This is a genomic window from Shewanella piezotolerans WP3 (genome assembly GCF_000014885.1).
GTDB classification, from domain to species: Bacteria; Pseudomonadota; Gammaproteobacteria; order Enterobacterales; family Shewanellaceae; genus Shewanella; species Shewanella piezotolerans.
This window is the reverse complement of sequence record NC_011566.1, coordinates 1,004,717-1,021,576: the sequence shown is the minus strand read 5'-3', so window position 1 is coordinate 1,021,576 and position 16,860 is coordinate 1,004,717. Positions and strand designations below refer to the sequence as shown.

Annotated in this window: 14 protein-coding genes; 5 read left to right on the top strand and 9 right to left on the bottom strand. The window is 39.2% G+C overall.

The genetic code is table 11. The features are described from left to right. Positions 1 to 201: 201 nt before the first annotated feature. From SWP_RS04470 to SWP_RS04450, 5 genes are all read right to left on the bottom strand, one after another. On the bottom strand, positions 202 to 408 hold the full coding sequence (locus SWP_RS04470) for an antitoxin Xre/MbcA/ParS toxin-binding domain-containing protein (RefSeq protein WP_044555664.1): 207 nt from the start codon (positions 406 to 408) through the stop codon (positions 202 to 204). Between the two features lie 482 nt (positions 409 to 890). Further along, complete coding sequence (gene cas6f / locus SWP_RS04465; protein ID WP_020911195.1) at positions 891 to 1,490, bottom strand: type I-F CRISPR-associated endoribonuclease Cas6/Csy4; 600 nt, start codon at positions 1,488 to 1,490, stop codon at positions 891 to 893. A gap of 1 nt (position 1,491) precedes the next feature. After that, entirely contained in the window at positions 1,492 to 2,604 is a 1,113-nt protein-coding gene (gene csy3 / locus SWP_RS04460; RefSeq protein WP_020911194.1) for a type I-F CRISPR-associated protein Csy3, read from the bottom strand. A 9-nt stretch (positions 2,605 to 2,613) separates the two neighbouring features. Then, complete coding sequence (locus SWP_RS04455) at positions 2,614 to 4,719, bottom strand: type I-F CRISPR-associated protein Csy2 (protein WP_020911193.1); 2,106 nt, start codon at positions 4,717 to 4,719, stop codon at positions 2,614 to 2,616. Then, entirely contained in the window at positions 4,713 to 5,948 is a 1,236-nt protein-coding gene (locus SWP_RS04450; protein WP_020911191.1) for a TniQ family protein, read from the bottom strand. Before SWP_RS04450 ends, SWP_RS04455 begins: the two co-directional genes overlap by 7 nt. A gap of 479 nt (positions 5,949 to 6,427) precedes the next feature. On the opposite strand from SWP_RS04450, the gene SWP_RS04445 reads away from it, so the two are divergent. From SWP_RS04445 to SWP_RS04435, 3 genes are read left to right on the top strand one after another with little or no spacing between them, the layout of a single operon-like run. Then, positions 6,428 to 7,621: a metallophosphoesterase family protein gene (locus SWP_RS04445; protein WP_020911190.1), complete on the top strand. Its 1,194-nt coding sequence runs from the start codon at positions 6,428 to 6,430 to the stop codon at positions 7,619 to 7,621. Continuing rightward, on the top strand, positions 7,614 to 9,413 hold the full coding sequence (locus SWP_RS04440; RefSeq protein ID WP_020911189.1) for an ORC-CDC6 family AAA ATPase: 1,800 nt from the start codon (positions 7,614 to 7,616) through the stop codon (positions 9,411 to 9,413). Before SWP_RS04445 ends, SWP_RS04440 begins: the two co-directional genes overlap by 8 nt. Next, the gene (locus SWP_RS04435; protein WP_020911188.1) at positions 9,410 to 10,312 is read left to right on the top strand and encodes a hypothetical protein; all 903 of its coding nucleotides are present in this window, start codon (positions 9,410 to 9,412) and stop codon (positions 10,310 to 10,312) included. The genes SWP_RS04440 and SWP_RS04435 overlap by 4 nt, the downstream gene beginning before the upstream one ends. A 391-nt stretch (positions 10,313 to 10,703) precedes the next feature. Here the strand turns inward: SWP_RS04435 and SWP_RS04430 are convergent, their stop codons facing one another. Continuing rightward, a complete protein-coding gene (locus SWP_RS04430) occupies positions 10,704 to 11,030 on the bottom strand; it encodes a helix-turn-helix domain-containing protein (protein ID WP_020911187.1) in 327 nt (108 codons plus the stop codon). Positions 11,031 to 11,250: 220 nt separating this feature from the next. Here SWP_RS04430 and SWP_RS04425 point away from each other — a divergent pair, with 220 nt between their 5' ends. Next, entirely contained in the window at positions 11,251 to 11,775 is a 525-nt protein-coding gene (locus SWP_RS04425) for a hypothetical protein (RefSeq protein ID WP_044555663.1), read from the top strand. A 4-nt stretch (positions 11,776 to 11,779) separates the two neighbouring features. Beyond that, positions 11,780 to 13,168: a DEAD/DEAH box helicase gene (locus SWP_RS04420; protein WP_020911185.1), complete on the top strand. Its 1,389-nt coding sequence runs from the start codon at positions 11,780 to 11,782 to the stop codon at positions 13,166 to 13,168. Between the two features lie 2 nt (positions 13,169 to 13,170). Here SWP_RS04420 and SWP_RS04415 read toward each other — a convergent pair whose 3' ends face one another. The 3 genes from SWP_RS04415 to SWP_RS04405 are packed head-to-tail and all read right to left on the bottom strand — an operon-like array spanning position 13,171 to position 16,570. Further along, positions 13,171 to 14,163 (bottom strand): TniB family NTP-binding protein, encoded by a 993-nt coding sequence (locus SWP_RS04415; RefSeq protein WP_020911184.1) that lies wholly within the window; start codon positions 14,161 to 14,163, stop codon positions 13,171 to 13,173. Further along, on the bottom strand, positions 14,163 to 16,007 hold the full coding sequence (locus SWP_RS04410; RefSeq protein ID WP_044555662.1) for a Mu transposase C-terminal domain-containing protein: 1,845 nt from the start codon (positions 16,005 to 16,007) through the stop codon (positions 14,163 to 14,165). The genes SWP_RS04415 and SWP_RS04410 overlap by 1 nt, the downstream gene beginning before the upstream one ends. Further along, positions 16,007 to 16,570 (bottom strand): TnsA endonuclease N-terminal domain-containing protein, encoded by a 564-nt coding sequence (locus tag SWP_RS04405; protein ID WP_228371112.1) that lies wholly within the window; start codon positions 16,568 to 16,570, stop codon positions 16,007 to 16,009. The genes SWP_RS04410 and SWP_RS04405 overlap by 1 nt, the downstream gene beginning before the upstream one ends. Positions 16,571 to 16,860: the final 290 nt, after the last annotated feature.

Genomic DNA, 16,860 nt, shown 5'->3' with positions numbered 1-16,860 from the left:
ATTATCGGTATCGATTTAATGAAGAGTATCATACAAATATGTCACATCTGTGGACAGTGCAGGCAAATGCAATTGAGACTATTAGATACTTACAATATTAATGCTATCCATTATCATTTTTGAACTATTTTTCCTAATGCCAAAAACACCTTCTCCAAACTCACTTTAGGGAAAAGTATGCCAGCATGGTAGTCCTGATACTCAAGAAAACTCTCCGCACTCCATTTTATTAAGCAGTTCGTTGACCTGTTGACGCCCTTCCGGAGATCCGAGTAAATCGTTGGGCTTTTTATTACCAAGTGCCGGAACGTCACTGTTAAATAGCGATTCAGCTAGGCTACGGTCGCCTTTATAAATATCACAAGCTTTTCGAAGAAGGTCACATGCACTGAGATCTTTTGTAGTCATAAAAATCACCATTTCATTAAAAGGTTATTGATAGCTTACATCCAGTTGAAAAAGAGTATCACGAACAAAAAACATAACACTAGGTTCGTCACATCATTCTCCTAGCTTTTCAAATAAAAAACCTCTTCTCATAAGAATAAGAAGAGGTTTTGCTGCCTATTCGGCAGATATCAAAGCATGATTAATTGACTGTACTTCACTGACATTTTCAGCTGCCTGTTCGGCAGTTCACTCCACAACTCGATTTTTCATATTCGGCCATAGCTTTTCAGCTGCCTATTCGGCAGTTCACCGGCAGAAGTTTGGCCAGCGGGCGCAGTGCTACTTTTCAGCTGCCTATTCGGCAGTTCACTATCAACAATAGCCAACAAACTCTTTTTCTTCAATGACTAAATCAAGAATCTGTTTTTTACCCTATTTTTCAGCACTACTTATTAACTCACGACAAAACAACAAGTTATTAAACTCCTCCATAAATAAGGTTAAAACATATCAAACTCAGGGACAGTCCCTCTGAGTAACTGATTCGTAGCTAAACCAAGCTGGCTAAATTCAGCCCCTTCACGCTTTTGTACATTCTCTTTTTGAACATGCAAAAGAAAATCCTGTTCAGTACTAGTGCTTCCTACTGCTATGCAATGAAAACTATCTAACTCCCTCGGTTCATAGCTTTTGCTGGGGTTAAAAACTTCCCCTCTTGCTAACGCACGCTTTTCTAAGCGTTTTAATCGCCTTCGGGTTTCGCCGACAAACATTTTTGCGATAGCTTGATTGCGCTTAAACCTAACCTCAGTGCAACTATCAGGAACCGCCTCAACATCACCAATATTGAAGGCCCCATACTCTTGCATATCTTGAAAATAACCTTGTAGCCTCAGCTCGTTCAATACAGCTATATCGGTGTGAACAAAAGCAATCATATTGCCGATTGATACATCAGACCAAGCAGGGAAGCTAACACCAAGGCCTTGGATTTCATGCTTACAAATAAAGCCATGCATGACTGAAATACATCGTCCAGTAAGCAACGCTAGGTTTGCTTGTTCTGGTAAAAATCGCACCATAAAATAGTAACGTTGCATATCAGGCCTTCACAGGTGTTGCTTTAGAGGTTGTTGTTTTAGCGGTTGTGGGTTCGGCCTTTGATTTACTTTTAGCTTCAGCCTTTTTCTGGAACATGCCGCCCTTTATTAACACCGCAAACAGGTAGTAGATATTGGGACTAATCGAATACTCCCCCTCTGCTAACTGTTGCTTAAGCTCTGCTAGATAAAGCTCAGCGTTAACAAACAGTGAGTAGAAACTCTGCTTAGATTCAGGAGCACGACGCGCAACACCTATCTCTTTATCTGCACCATATTCGTGAATACGTAATCGCTTGGAACCGTCAACATCCCACCAATCATCAATTAATTGCAGTGCAGCGCCGATCTTTACTGAATTAAAGCTCACAGCATAACGGCCATCAACACACTTCACTTTAGCAAATTGTTTTGAGGCTTCGCCCTGTGCCGCCTTTTCGCCAAAAGACTGGCTTGGATAGATCTCTTGGCAGAAAGCCGTTTCAATTTTTGCTGTGATTTTGGCATGCCAAAATACAGCAGGATCTGTTAACGCTTGATGAACCTCATGACTTAACTCTTCCAATACTTGCTGAGCATCGGCAGGCCAGCTACTGTCCCAAGCAAGTTGGCGGGTATTAGCTATTTGATAGCAATTACCGGAGCTAGTTTTAATCTCTATTTGAGAGTTTCCCGTATTTTGGTTACGCCAAAGCCAGGTACCTAACAGCACGTTTTTACAGTATCGAGTGGCTAACTCTTTGTAACCTCCACACGCTTTAAATGTGGCTGCGAACTCTTCAAGTAAAGCAAATACTGTAGGTTCGCTGCAACCTGCCGGCTTAAGGGAGTTAGCTTGCACTCTCAATGAGAAACGGCAATAAATATGCTCAACATTTGGCGGGACGTAACACTCTTCAAGGATTAGGGGATTACAGTGGGCTAGATCTTGCGGTGCTAAGTTTTTGGATTTGAATTGAGGAGTAAAGGCTTCTGTAAATCCCGCCTTTTGACCTCGAATTCGATTGATTTCAGCCTCAAGAGGGACAAAGTTACTTTCTGCTGTTTTGTAAAAGAAAACCGCCTTACTTGGGTACAAAGAGCGGTCGTACTTTAAAACATTACATAACTCCATAAAGCATCCTCAAATCCGTTTCATTAGCATTGAAGTCTCTTTTATATCGAGCATCCAAAAAGCTCGCCTAAAAAAGTTACTCATCCCTTGCAACCTTATATCAATAGCAGTGGCACACTCAACCACTCCTATCGCTGGCTCAGCGTAACAATGTAATGGCTCTAACGAATAATTACGGCTTTCAGCGGATCCTAACATCAGATATCCTGACATGACTGGGCAGAGTGCTACATTTAGCTTCAATAGCTGCAGCAACCCATCAAGGCTATCCATTTGATATCTAGTTGGCATTATCCATTTACCAGATGCCGGAAGCCGCCTTAGCTTTGAATAAAGTGATGCTTCACTACAATACAGCTCGCACCACTCATCGACTGAGCCGATCTCTGGAGGATGCATTACGCCTCCGGCAAATGTTGCAGGGAAACTGGCTTTTATAGCATCTATAGAGTTATCAATTGCATCTAAGTCCTCTTCATAGCCATCAATGTGCACCACAAGATCAAACACTAAATCGCTATGTTTATTATCTACAATCCCAGCCCGTCTAAACTGGTTTTCTTTTTGCCCTTGCATACCGTACTCAGGCAGTTTTTTACCTGCTAAAGATGAGTACTGACGAATAAACCACGAAAAGGAGGTCAATCTAAGCTGAGTACCCAGCCTTTCATTTAATCGTCGCTGATAGTTATGCATCATCCCCCATACTGCCGTTAACGAAGGGATGCCGGCGCAATAAGGATTAGATAACGCTTGGGCATCAAATACTCTTATGCCTTTTAGATACAAATAACGCTGTTGATTGTCCTCATCTGAATCTATTGCTACTGCATTCGATTCTTTCGAGAGGTTATCGAGCAACCATTTTAAACTATTTTTCAATGGCTTCATCAAATGCTGATGGAAGGCATATTTTTGTAACGTATTTGAGTTAGACAAGACTGTATTTAACAGGCTAAACATTGGGCTTAGTAATTCGACAAAATTTTCTTTTTGCGTAGTTAAAAACTGATACTCAAATGAACCATGAATACAGCCGAGTTCACTAGTGTTAACCTTGTTCTCTTCAACCTCTAATCGCCACTCTAATAGAGGTGATAACCATTCAGTCAGGGTTGCTCTTATCTGCCTCATGCATGCTACTTTCTGCTGTCTACGCTGCTTTAATGCCAGTTCAAAATTCTTTGATAAAAGCCCCTCTAAAGCTCTCTTGAATCGAGGTTGTGATAACGCGCCTTGGTTTAATACAGTTTGGCCGGATTGAACCTTTAATGCCCAAGAGTCACTTAATCCATGCTCTGCATTCTCAATGCGAGGAGGATAATTCAGCGCTTTGACATTACCACCAAGAGAGGCCGATAACTCGCTAACGCCCGCAGGACGCGTAAACTCAATATTGGTATACCGGCCCTGCTTCGCCATTGCAGCTTGTTGTATTTCAGCTTGCAGTGCATGGCTAACAACTGGTGTTATCGCCAAATAACCATCTTGATAAGGCAGGCGAACTTGAATCGAATATTTATCGACATGATTAGGAGTATCATCGTTAGGCAATGAAGCTTTAATCCTGCCACACAAGTTCATGAAGTCCTTCACAAGCATGCCTAACGCTTGAAAAGCTTCTTTCCACCCCTTAGGAGCATCAGCCAAAAGAGTCGCGAGGCAACAAACACGTTCTTGCCAGATAAAATGACATGAAAACAACTTTGCTAAATTCACTTTGGCACTGTCATGTGACCAACCCAAAGTGTTTATGCAGTTTGCACTACTCAATACATGAGGGTGTAATAGCGGAGATGCTGCAATCAGCCTTTGCTTGCTTACTCGTATGTCAGGATACTTTAAATTATGCGTATGTAACCATTGCACCTCGCCAATACAGGCATCTACATGTGCATCAGTATTGAGTGTTTGCTTGGCTAGTCGCATATCAAGTAGATCATCAACCCTTTTTCTAGGGTAAGTCAGATTAAGTAAAATAGTTAACGCAGCAGCCTCATTGCCCGTCACATCTAGCGGCACTGTATAGGCAGTAAATGCTCGCCTTAAAACGATATTCCGCTCAGAGATATCATCAATGTCGAGCAATTCTTGGAATTTTAGTTTATCTACCATGCTGATAAGTACATTCCTTGTTTATCGTTGCCAAAACTAGTTTTGTACTCGATAACTTGTCTTAAGTAGAACACACCAATATGAGGACTGATTCGGGTCCGAATTTTCGACCTCATTCCAGCAGTTAACACGCCATCTTGATAGAGTCGATACACTTGCTCATGGGTAGTTGAAAGTAATACTGCGATTTCAGCCACCGTTACCAACATATCAGCCACATTAGGCTTTTTTGATTTAGGATGCGACTCTACTAGTTTGCTGATGTATTCCATCAAAGCAAGGTAGATAAAATGCGGATCTTTATCTTCAGGCAGTAAACATTGGGAATCTAAAATCAACTCACCGTAAATTGACCGAAATGATGTGCGATTAAATAGGTCAATAAGCCTCGCCTCAGCCCCGGTAGTCACTGCATCGAGTTCTCGATAGAAACTTGTAGGCCAGTCTTCAAAGTAGCCAACGGCTCTATGCGCCATACATTCAGTATTTCTAGCATGACATTTCTGGTACCAAATCAAAGCGGCAAATCGATGAGTCACTGATGTACCCATAAATAACAGAGGGTTGTTAGATAAGGCATCACCATCAAACAAGCTACGAGATAATAAAACTGCTTGGCTATCGGCTTTCACGCTCGAAGCTGTCGTAAAATCAAAGCCGCAAGCGCAGTGAGTAATAGATTCATTCTCAATATAATTGATAGGTTGTTGGCAATCAGGGCAATGATTGATCAGTTCACACCCATGCTTAGCACACACTTCAATTGGCTTAATATGCCAAGCCTGGCGAATATAGGGCCCTTCTTTTAGGCATTGAGGGCAAATAGGCACGCTTTCGATACCGTCTTTATCAGCGCAACGGATAAAGCTCAGCGGAATATCAATGCCGTTACGGTGAACTGCCGACATACCTCCAACAAACCTTCTATTCGATCGTAGTAAGGCTAGTTTTTGTAACTCATGTGGTGGTAAATCAAGGAGGGATTCTAGCAAGCTCAATGCCCGCATTCTAAAGTGGCTGTTATGTTTAGCGTGATACACATTAAGGCGTTTTAGCTCAATAGGAAAAGCGCCATGAGCCTCAAAATCTAACTCATGCAGCTCTTCCCTAATTGCTAGGCTTAACTGCTGATAAGAATCAAAGAAGTTCTCCGCCACAACTCGCAGCAGATAGCTCTCTAATGACTCACCTGAGAATGCAAGCGACTTAGGTGAAAATAGAAAAGCCATACAACACCAGAACTAAGGAAGTCTTAGTTAAAACTATTCAATCTAGAGCTAATTTGCAAGAAAAATTAAAGCATACCAATTAATTTTGGGCACTTTAATAGCTAATACTTGGCACACTTTTTACCAAAGTTAGTTCTGCTACTCACCCCATAGAGTTTGACTTCAATTTTTTCATCTAGGAAAAGAAGAAATTACTCATATCTCATAATTAACCTTTGATGGAGGCTAGAACCGCACAATAATTTGAATATCAATGGCACATATCAAGCTTCGAACTTGTTAACTGTTTTGTGGCAGACTCTGATCAACGTTTTCTAGTGCGAAACTCTGCAAGTACTGACTTGATGGAGAAAAAATCTAACTTCATCATCAATGTAGTTCTTAATGACAAGTTGTTACGCACTCCAAATATAATTAGTGCATATGAGTTATATAAAGATATAATTGATTGTATTAAATAAAAATAACAAGATTAAGACATGAAAACAGTCAATTTCCTTGTCATTTCCGATTTACACGCAGGACTTAGCCAAGACTCAGCTTCCGATACAAAACTTATCCTTCGAGACAAGCATAACGTTTTTGGCGATAGGCTAATTAATTACATCAAAGGTTTAGATGAACACATAGATTACCTTGTGTGCACTGGCGATATTGGTAACCAAGGTTGCAATAAATCATTCCAAGCTGGTTGGGAGTATGTCAATAAAATGGCCCAAGAGCTCTCCATTCAAGACATACTCTGTGTCCCTGGTAACCATGATCACCAATCACGTCCACCGCAAGATGATAAATATGGCTTTTCCCCAAAGCACGAACTCCAATTTATACAACCATCATTCCCTTTCAGTTGTTTCAACAAAAATACTCACTTTTGGGCTTGGAACTGGGAGTTAACTTCAACAGATACATTTAATGTAGTAAGCATTAATAGTAGCGCTTACCACGGATATGGAAGTGAGTACAAACATGGTCGAATTGCTCTTGAAATAACAGACCAAATAAAGCAAAAGTTAATATCAGGAAAAGTCGACAGGAAGCCGTTCAATGTACTACTGACTCACCACCATCCAAAAAAAATGGATTTTGTCGATTCGAAATATGATAGCCAAGCTATGGAGGGGGCTGATTACTTGCTACGAGCACTAGAGGCTGCTGATCTTGGACCTTGGTTAATCATTCATGGGCATAAGCATTACGCTCAAATCGGCTATGCAAATTCACAAATCCAGGGTTCTCAGTTAATACTATCAGCAGGAAGCTTATCTGCTGTACTTTATGAAGCTATTGAGCACAGGACTTCAAATCAATTTTATCTTCTATCTGTTGAGCCCGATAAAAGCGAGTACCTTGGAAAAGTGGTTGGGAAATTTAGAACATATGAAGCTAATAAGCTACATGAGTGGCAGCCATCTAAATCTAACAACCTTCCTGCGAACGGTGGGTTTGGTTCTACGCATACTCCAGATCAAGTTGTTAATGATCTCAAGAAGCTAATTAATGAAGATAACCCGTTTCTAGAAGGTGACGAACTGAATCAGTTTAAAGAAAAGATCGAGCATTTTACTCCTGATGAAATATGTCGCTTGAACTCAAGACTAGAATCAAACATGTTCAGTGTTACTCGATGTTCAGATAATCATATTGTAGAAGTTGGATTAGGTAATGAATAACTATATTCCTAGCATTAATGAATCTATAAACGCGAAAACGACATCATTCAGAGACTTATGTTCAAGTTTCATTGTCAATGAGTATTACGAGCGGCTAGCATCTTCCTCAAACACCATATTGGTTGGTCCACGTGGCAGCGGCAAGACAACCTTAATGAGGATGCTTGAGGTTCGTTCGTTAGAGCATTGGGAAGCTGAAGAAGCAAAGCTCTTTAGAAGAAAAGTAAGCTTTTCTGGTGTATTTATCCCTACAGATAGGCTCTGGAAGAGGCAATATGACAATGCTAAGGATAAAGTTAAAAACCATGAAGATTCGTTGGTTCTGAGCTCGCAATTTATTTACCATATTCTTGAGCAATTGGTTCAGAGCATAAGTTTTAGAACATCTAGAACCCTTAAACTAGATCATAACTTTAGGCATGTCGAATTAAGTAAGCAAGATGAAGTAGAGCTAGTTAGCTGCTTAGCTAAACAATGGCATGTGAAACCACATATCAATTCGCTCAAAGGCCTTGTAATCAGTATTGCTTTGAAAAAGAGTGAAGTGTCTAACTACATAAGCGATATCTCTTTCAAGAAGTCGACTTCAGAAGCACCAAAAGTTGTATCAGCTGATATCAGTGAAGTACTCAACACTTCAATAACGATAATAAACACATATTTGAATGAAAATGGTGAAAAGTGGGCCTTCCTCTTTGATGAGTTGGAGCTAGCACCAGATGAAATAATACAGCCGTTAATTGATTGTATGCGTGGAGGTCATCAGGACATAATATTGAAACTAGCGTTGTCGCCTTATCATAAAGGCATCAATATAACAAACAGCCCAGAAAGCTCCATGAAAAATCAAGACCTCAGTTATATTGATTTAACAGACATATCCGAAAAAGAAGGGCTAAAGTTTGCCACATCTTTGTGCACTAAAATGCTAATTGGCAAAGGGATTTTTTCTGATATTGAGTCTTGCTTCATATCACCAGACGAGATAGCTATTGATCAAGTCTTTCATAGCCTTTGTCAAAAAGACGCTGACTTTTATCAATATCTTAATTCTAAAGGCTTTTTGGGGATTAACTATTCAGATGTAGAACCGACCAGAAGACCTCAATTTAGAAAAGTAAAGTTTATTGCTTATCTAAGAGATCTTCGACGTAATAATAGTGGTCAAAAGCAAGCTCGACGAAGACCTGCTGATTACTATGCCGGGTTTGAGAATATATGTAAATCCACAGAATTTAACCCACGTATGATTATTGGAATAATGAATATGTTCATTCCAATAATCAAAGATAGAAATAGGGTTACAATATCTGAACAAATTTCAGGTTTACAGAGCTATTTTGAATCATTTAGATCTCTACTTAGTACAATCGCAATTGACTCATCTGATGGGAGAATAAACAATATATATGATCTCGTTGATAAAATTGCTTGGTTTTTCAATAATGAGATATATGGAGATAAATTTAGCTCTCAGCCTAAGGGAGTGATCGTTTTAGATCGTGACACTCCACGAGAGCTTGGTGAGGCTATTGGACTAGCTTTGAATGCTGGCGCTCTGATATCTACTGAAAACAGTGACTCCAAAGGTGGTGATCTTACAAATGAGAGCATTAATTCCTGCCGACTGTCATATCTATTCTCTCATCACTATGGCCTATTGTTAACCCAGCAAGGGCCGATAGATCTCAGCCGAATAATGAAAAGTAAAGATATTAATAGTGGTTCTATTCGTGTGGTTAGAACCTCGAATTATAATGATGACAGACAATTCAGATTGGAATTAAAATGAAACTCTTGAAGTCAAATGATATTGGGAATATTGATTTAGCAATAGTAGGGTTAGGCTATGAAACTAGAGCTACAACTAGATGTAGATCAATGGTTAATAGTAATATAATCGCAATCGGATATGATCAACATACTAGTGCACTGAGATATCAAGATAATTTAGAATATTACAATTCAATTGGCGCTACTGTAATCGAAGGCGACAATTGTAATGTTTATAGAGAGTTGTTTAAATTAATTGATGTACAATGGACAGGCCGGCCAGTTAACTGTCTCATTGATATAACAGTTTTAAGTAGAACTCGTCTTGCTGAAATTATTCTCTATTTAATAAGTAACCTTGAGGAAGGTTCTCATATTAAGGTTAGTTATTCACTCGCAGAGTATACTGAGCCTTCTAATAGCATCTCACCGATGCGCAAGGTTGGCCCTATCATAGACTCTCTATCTGGAGCGCTCGGTGATATAAACTTACCTAGCTCAATAGTTATTGGTTTGGGTTATGAAATCGGAAAAGCTATCGGAATTAGTAATTACCTTGATACAGAGAATCAATTTATTTTCATACCTAATGGCAAAGATAGTAACTTTGAAACCTCAGTTAGAACAAACAACGAACTACTAATTAATATCACTCCAGAAAATCACACTTTCACTTATGATATCTGTAATCCATATAAAACATACTTAGATCTTAGAGAAACCATGTTAGCTATTATGGATATATCAAGACCTGTCTTGGTTCCGTTAGGGCCAAAAATATTTAGTGCTCTTTCTGTAGTACTAAGCGAAGAAATGAATAGAACACTCCCTGTATGGCGTGTTTCTTCCGAGTACTTGGAGGAGCCAGTAGATAGAAAGCCCACAGGCTTCTACATTGAATTTACTCTCGTAACATAGCTCTAGTTAAAGGTAAGTGCTGTAGCTTTTATTTTGTTTTAAATTGAATTGCTTCAACCCTGCAGAACACTTACCTAAGCAAGCAGTGCCTAGCAGATTAGTTGTGAGGATTTCATGCGTTGTATTAGCGGGTTACTAGATTAATAAGACCTGCGGCACATTCATATCAATTAATGGCTAAGACTGTTCTGTCTAACCGATTCCCCACAAAACTTGGAGATAAAGGGAACGGAGCCAATTAGATTTCTTAAAGAGGCTTGGGGGGTAAAACTTGTATTTTACAGACTAATGAGGACGTATCAGATAAGAGGTTTCAAATAAACTAAGGTACTTTTTCTAATACAAAACTGGTTAAATAGAATCAATACTCTAAGTTGTTTATGTCCAAAACCTATTTATCTACCACATGTGATTTAGACAATTTCTCAATCAAAATATCTTTTTCTTTATCACTCATTTGCTCTAAAAGACATAGTAGTTGAGCATTCTTTTCTGACTCACAAAAAAAATAAGCCACTGGCACACCCAGTTCGTCAGCCATCGCTTTCAGCGTAGCGTAATCGGGGGTGTGCTTGCCTTTCTCGTAATGATTCATGCGCGCGCTCGCCGTACCAGGTTCCATTCCTAACTGAATGCCCAGTTGCTTTTGGCTGATACCCAGCGCTGTTCTTGCCTGCTTAAGCCTAAGCGGCAATGGATTGATCTGCTTTTCTGACACGAGTTCATTATTGTCTGATCCTAGATAACTTAGATTGTCTTAGTTTTTTCACTTAAGGTATACTAAGGAATCCTTAGCTTTTTAGGTTGCATTGTCAAGTTTTAACCAAATTCGATTAGGCCTGAACAGATCAGAGGACAAATAGTTAGAGGAAATTAATTATAGAAACGTCACGGAGTGGCTCATTAGATATTGAAAACATTAGTAATTGGCAAATACCATGACTCAGTCAACAATCCGAATAAACAAATTACTTATCAAGTTACTGAAAAGTAAAAGTCTGACTCAATTTTCTGCAATTGAGCTAAAAAAAATGTATGTAGAAGAGCTACCTGACACAAAAAACAAAGATGCTAGCCAATTAGTGCATAGAACATTGAACAAACTATGTAACGCTAACTTCATTCAAAAAAAAATTGATGGCAAAAAGGTATTATTTATCAAGACTCCCATGTTTGATGAAAGCCGCCTCCATGCAAGTACGCCACGCAAACAAGTCTCAAAAGAGCCTATTGTTAACGACAACGCTCCTAAGTTACAAAAACTTAAAACTACGCTTAACCAATACCAAATTGATCTGCTGGGCCATATTGGTGAAGCAGAAGAGTTCAAACGCCTATTTAATGAATTCCCTGAAACGAAGACGAGTTTATACTCCCGCTATATGCATGCGCGCAACCAAAGTTCATCAATGGTAGGTAAAATTAAAGCCGTGGAAGCCTGTATCAACACGCTAGAGAGTTAATATAGTGAAGTTAAGACAATGGCAGCATGATTGCGTTAAAAAGGCGCTAGAATCCTACCAAACACAAAACCATTTTATGTGTTTAGCAACTCCTGGAGCGGGTAAGACTGTGATGGCAGCCGAGTTGGCAGCTAGATTAATCGCTATGGGGAAAGTAGATTTCGTTTTATGTTTCTCACCCTCATCTGAAGTCAACGAAAGTATAAGAGCCAGCTTTTCACGACGACTACACAAGCGTTTTGATGGATTAATGGGAGCTATTGGAAGCGTTTACACTTATCAGTCCATGTCTTCATTAACCCCTGAGTTTTGGCAACTTCTTCATAGTCATAATGTCTTTGTCATTATGGATGAAGTGCATCACCTAAAAGGCACCGAACTCAATAATGCCAACGCATGGGGAGAGGAAGTATTACTCAACATTCAAAACCAAGCTTGCTATACCTTAGCTTTATCTGGCACTCCATGGCGGTCTGATTCTGCACCAATCGTGCTTTCCAGATTTACTGAACCCGATAACACCATACATTGTGATTTTGTCTATGGCCTAAAACAAGCAGTAGCCGATGACGTATGTCGTAAACCCAATATTGCACTCATTGATAATGATAAAATTAGATTAGATGATGAGCTAGAATCTGAAACGTTTTCATCGATAACCGAGTTATTAAAAGGGTCTGGATTCAGCTATAAAGCATTAATAAGTAATCACCAAGTGATGCATTACATGCTGAACCAAGGTATTAAAAAACTAGAACAAATACGGCAAGAAACCCCCTTCTCTGGCGGACTCATTGTTGCTTCATCAATCAAACATGCCAAACAGCTTTACCAAATTATTGTTGGAGATTTTAAACAAACTGCCTGTATTGTCACCTCTAAATTGAAGCATCCTTCACACACGATTGAAGCCTTTAGGCAGAGCGATACTCAATGGATTGTGAGTGTTGGTATGATCTCAGAAGGGACAGATATTCCACGGCTGCAGGTATGTTGTCACCTGAGTCTCATCAAAACCGAAATGCATTATCGCCAGGTGTTAGGTCGGATCTTGCGAGTCACTTCCTGTGATGCTCAACAAGCTTGGTTATTCACTTTAGCTGAAGCGAGCCTTATTGAATTTGCTTATAGGATCGATCAAGATCTACCGGAAAACGCAGTGATTGTAGAACAAACTGAGCAACAAGAACTAAATTTGGCTTTACCTCATAAACCAATCTCGACTGAGTTTGATCATGACTTAAGCAGCAATCTACACTTCTCAGAAATATCACTAGCCACTAAAGCAGCTACACCACCACTTCTAATCGATATTGAGGAAGAAAACAGTTACAACTTAGCCCTGTTAGGCGGATACAAGGAACAGATTGTGAGGATGTTTGATGCTCATTAACATTAATAAATGTATTCAAACACCCTATCAATAATTTCATCTTTCTCTTCTAGAGCATTTGGGTTATATCTTGAAGGGATTGATAGCACTGGAATAGGAATTTCCTTAAACTTTATAGTAAATGGGTTTGAACTTAAGTGTTCACAGCCTAGTTTATCAAAAGTTTCAGCAAGTGTTTTTTCATTTAGAGTATGATCGTTATTCTGTAGCGCCATTTTACAAGCTTCATATAGAAAAACCATGAGTTGCCTAAACTCCCCTCGACAAACAGCAAAGAGTGCGCGAGTTAATTCTTTGCTATGCAAAACTGGACGCGTATCAAATGACATTCTTTTTGAAAAGCCAACCAAAAGCAATCTAAAATGTTCACGATCTTCTTTACGTATATAACTAAAATATTCCAAGTGCTTCCTGCGTCGAAGTCTAGACCCCCATTCAGAATCATTAATTATATCTTTCATCCAAGGCATTCCTACTAATACAATAGGTATATTTGCTGCTTCACTAATGAATTTTAGTGCACTCGTAATTATCTGGATCTCTTGGTAATTTTTAAACTTAATTAAATCATGAAATTCATTAATGATAAGTAATTCAACATTAGCTGCTATTAAATTTCGCACCACTTTTTTGGTCAAGTCGGTTTTCATCCCACGTTTTTTTTGGTGACATCCAAAAGTATCTAAATCTGACAATATTTGTACTAAAGTATTTTCTAAACCCTTATTACTCGAAATATTTGTAATGAGCACAGGAACATCTGAATGCCTAAAGCCACTATTAGCATTCACCCTTCGCCGATACTCTTGGATCAAACGTGTTTTACCTGACCCTGTTTCACCAGTAAGCATCATACATTGAGGATCTGATTGATAATCTCTATTGAATCTTAGATCATCAAAATCTTGAAAAGTTTCTGACACTATTGGTAATTCAATAAAGCAAAGCCCAAACTCTTTAAGTGCTGTGTCCTGTTGAAGCGTCAATTTAGTCATCAATATCCTTCCAAATCCATATCCCAATCATCATCTTCCATTTCTGCCTCTACTTGATTGCAGTTAATTGACTTCTGCGGTTCACTTTCTGGGAGGACTATTGTGGATTTACCTGTTGAGCTGATATCAGCTAATTGAGCTTTCTTCTTAACTCCAGAGAGCTTGGTTTTCGTTTTGGATTCATTAAAGAGTTCTTGCTCTTGCTGTACTCGAGCATGAATTGCCATTCTAGCTTTAGCTAAACCTAAGTTGTCTTTACTCTCGCGTATAATTTCACGGTTAATCTTCTTCGTTACTTTATGCTCATGCAGGCTCAACCCCTGAGTATATCCGGTGGTATCAGTACAGGGTACTTTGAGGTAGCCCTCTAACTCCTCTAGGTAAACATGGATACTGGAGAGATCATCAGGGTCTATCTTAATGAGCTTTTTTATTGTGTCTTTGGTTTGTGGGTAGTGCTTACGATAATCAGCCAATGCTGTTGAGTCATACATCAACTCTTCAAATTTAAAACCATTTCGAGTTAACGTTCTTTCATCTGCGATCCCCATAAGCACATTAAAACGCTTTTCATCTTCCACTTCCATCTGTAACGGTGGGTATATATCGAAACCATGCTGCCACTGCTTTATTGGAATACGCGTGTCACGAGAGTCTGAATCTTGATGGTAAATATCAACAATCCAACGATGAAACTCTTCGACAAATACTGAAAAACGCATAATGGCGTCTTTTTCAGGTTTGTAGTCCTCTTTCTCTAGAATATTTGAAAACGTTTTCCCTGGGATTTCGGTTAAAAAATATTGGTTAATCATGCCAAAGAAACGCTCAACAAACGGCTTTAACCATGGCTTACGAACCGGGTTATATTGAATATTTATACCTGCTTCTTTACAAGCATGGTCTAAACTCTTTGACCAAAACTCTGCTCCATTATCAACAACCAAGGTTTCGAATTTACCATAACAAGGCCAATCGTTTTGAAGCTCTATTCCGATATTACTCAGAGTTTTAGGCTTTATTGCATGCACAATTGCTTTAGCCGCTGATACATAAGATGGAGCTTTATAGCTCAAATGAAAACCTAAAACACAATTACTAAATACATCGACGATTAAAGTCAGGTAAGGCCTTCCAAGGGGAATAAGTAATTCATCGTCGAGAAGAATTAAATCGAGTGGCGTATGATCTATTTCAACTCGCTCTAAAATCCGAGTGGGCGGTATATGAGAAGAGCAATATGCAAACCACTGATCAGCTTTGAACTTACCATGCCTAGCGACAGCTATAGGATAAGGTGGAAGTGACTTTATTCTTTGGTTGAAGGCTGTGTAGGAAATAATAGGGATCTTCCCATCTACAATTGTTTCATTCTCAATGGTGATGACATCTTTATAGTACTGGTAGGCCGTTGTCACTTTGGGTCTTTTGGCATCTAGAAAACGAGATAATGCTCGCTCAAAAAATACCTCGTCGCCTTCCACTCGTTTCTTTCGGTTGCCCATTTTATGGCGCTTAACAACCAAAGAAGCTAAATCACCATTACTATCGATATAACTCTTACGCCAACGAACCACAGTACGCCAATTAGGTCGTTTTTCAGTATTGCCTTCAAACAGTCTATCAAGAATTGGGTCTAGTTTTTTTTGCGTCCAGCCCCCTGAGTTTTCCTGCTCGATAAAACTAATCAGCTTGTATTTATCGAGCGCTTTTTCTTTAAGGAAGTCAGGGAAAGTATCAAGATCGCGCTTAAGTAACTCAGCGTCATCTAGCTTGACGTATTGCGCTGGGGTCTCAGGCTTTTTGGCAGACGTAGACTCTGTGAATTCATCTGCAAAGTCCATTATGCATGACACCAAACAGATGGGTTGCAAGAAAGGTCGTCTTGATTCAAATCTGCTTTTATCAAGCCTTTATTGATTAATGAATAGAGAAAAGAACGTGTTTCTGCTATCGGAAGATTATATTCACTAGCGACATCAGCCAGTTGAATGTTATCTGATTTTCGAACCAGCTGTAGCAACTCACGTTGAATATCAGTCACACCATAGATACCGGAGTATCTGTGCAATAACTTGAGATTATTTAAGATTGGATTTACACGAATTTGCTTATCTGTAACAAGTATAAGCTCAGTGCCGAGTGCCTGAGCAGCCTCTTTCTTAGCGACAAACTTTGCTCTAAAAATAGGGTCGAATGTCTTACTGTAAGGTTTATATTCATGAAACTTTGTCGTCCCATCAATATAGTGAAGTATCGCGTCAGGTGTATAAGGTAACCTTTTCCCCTCAAAACGGTAATAAAACCCTTTCGGCTGGCTGCCAAAAGTCTCGATTGTCTCATTATATTCATGATGGAAACATGCATCGAACTCCAATGTGCTTTCACACATTATCGTTTCGCTCACTTTTGCACTCGCGAATTTAAAGACGTTTTTATTGGGCGAAGGCTTACGTAAATTTCGAATATACATGCGCAAAACTCGAGCAACTTAAGTACACTTAGTGTACAGTTGCTCGATATTTTGTCAAATTTGTCAGGGTACGCTTTAATCTACACTCTAAGCAATTGATTTATATAACTTTGAATTATGTAGTTAAAATACAAAACATCATTTTATGTCAAACTATGCTTTAAATTTGTCATACTATGGTTATCTTATGTCAATGTATGCTTTCAGCGACACTAATAGCCATT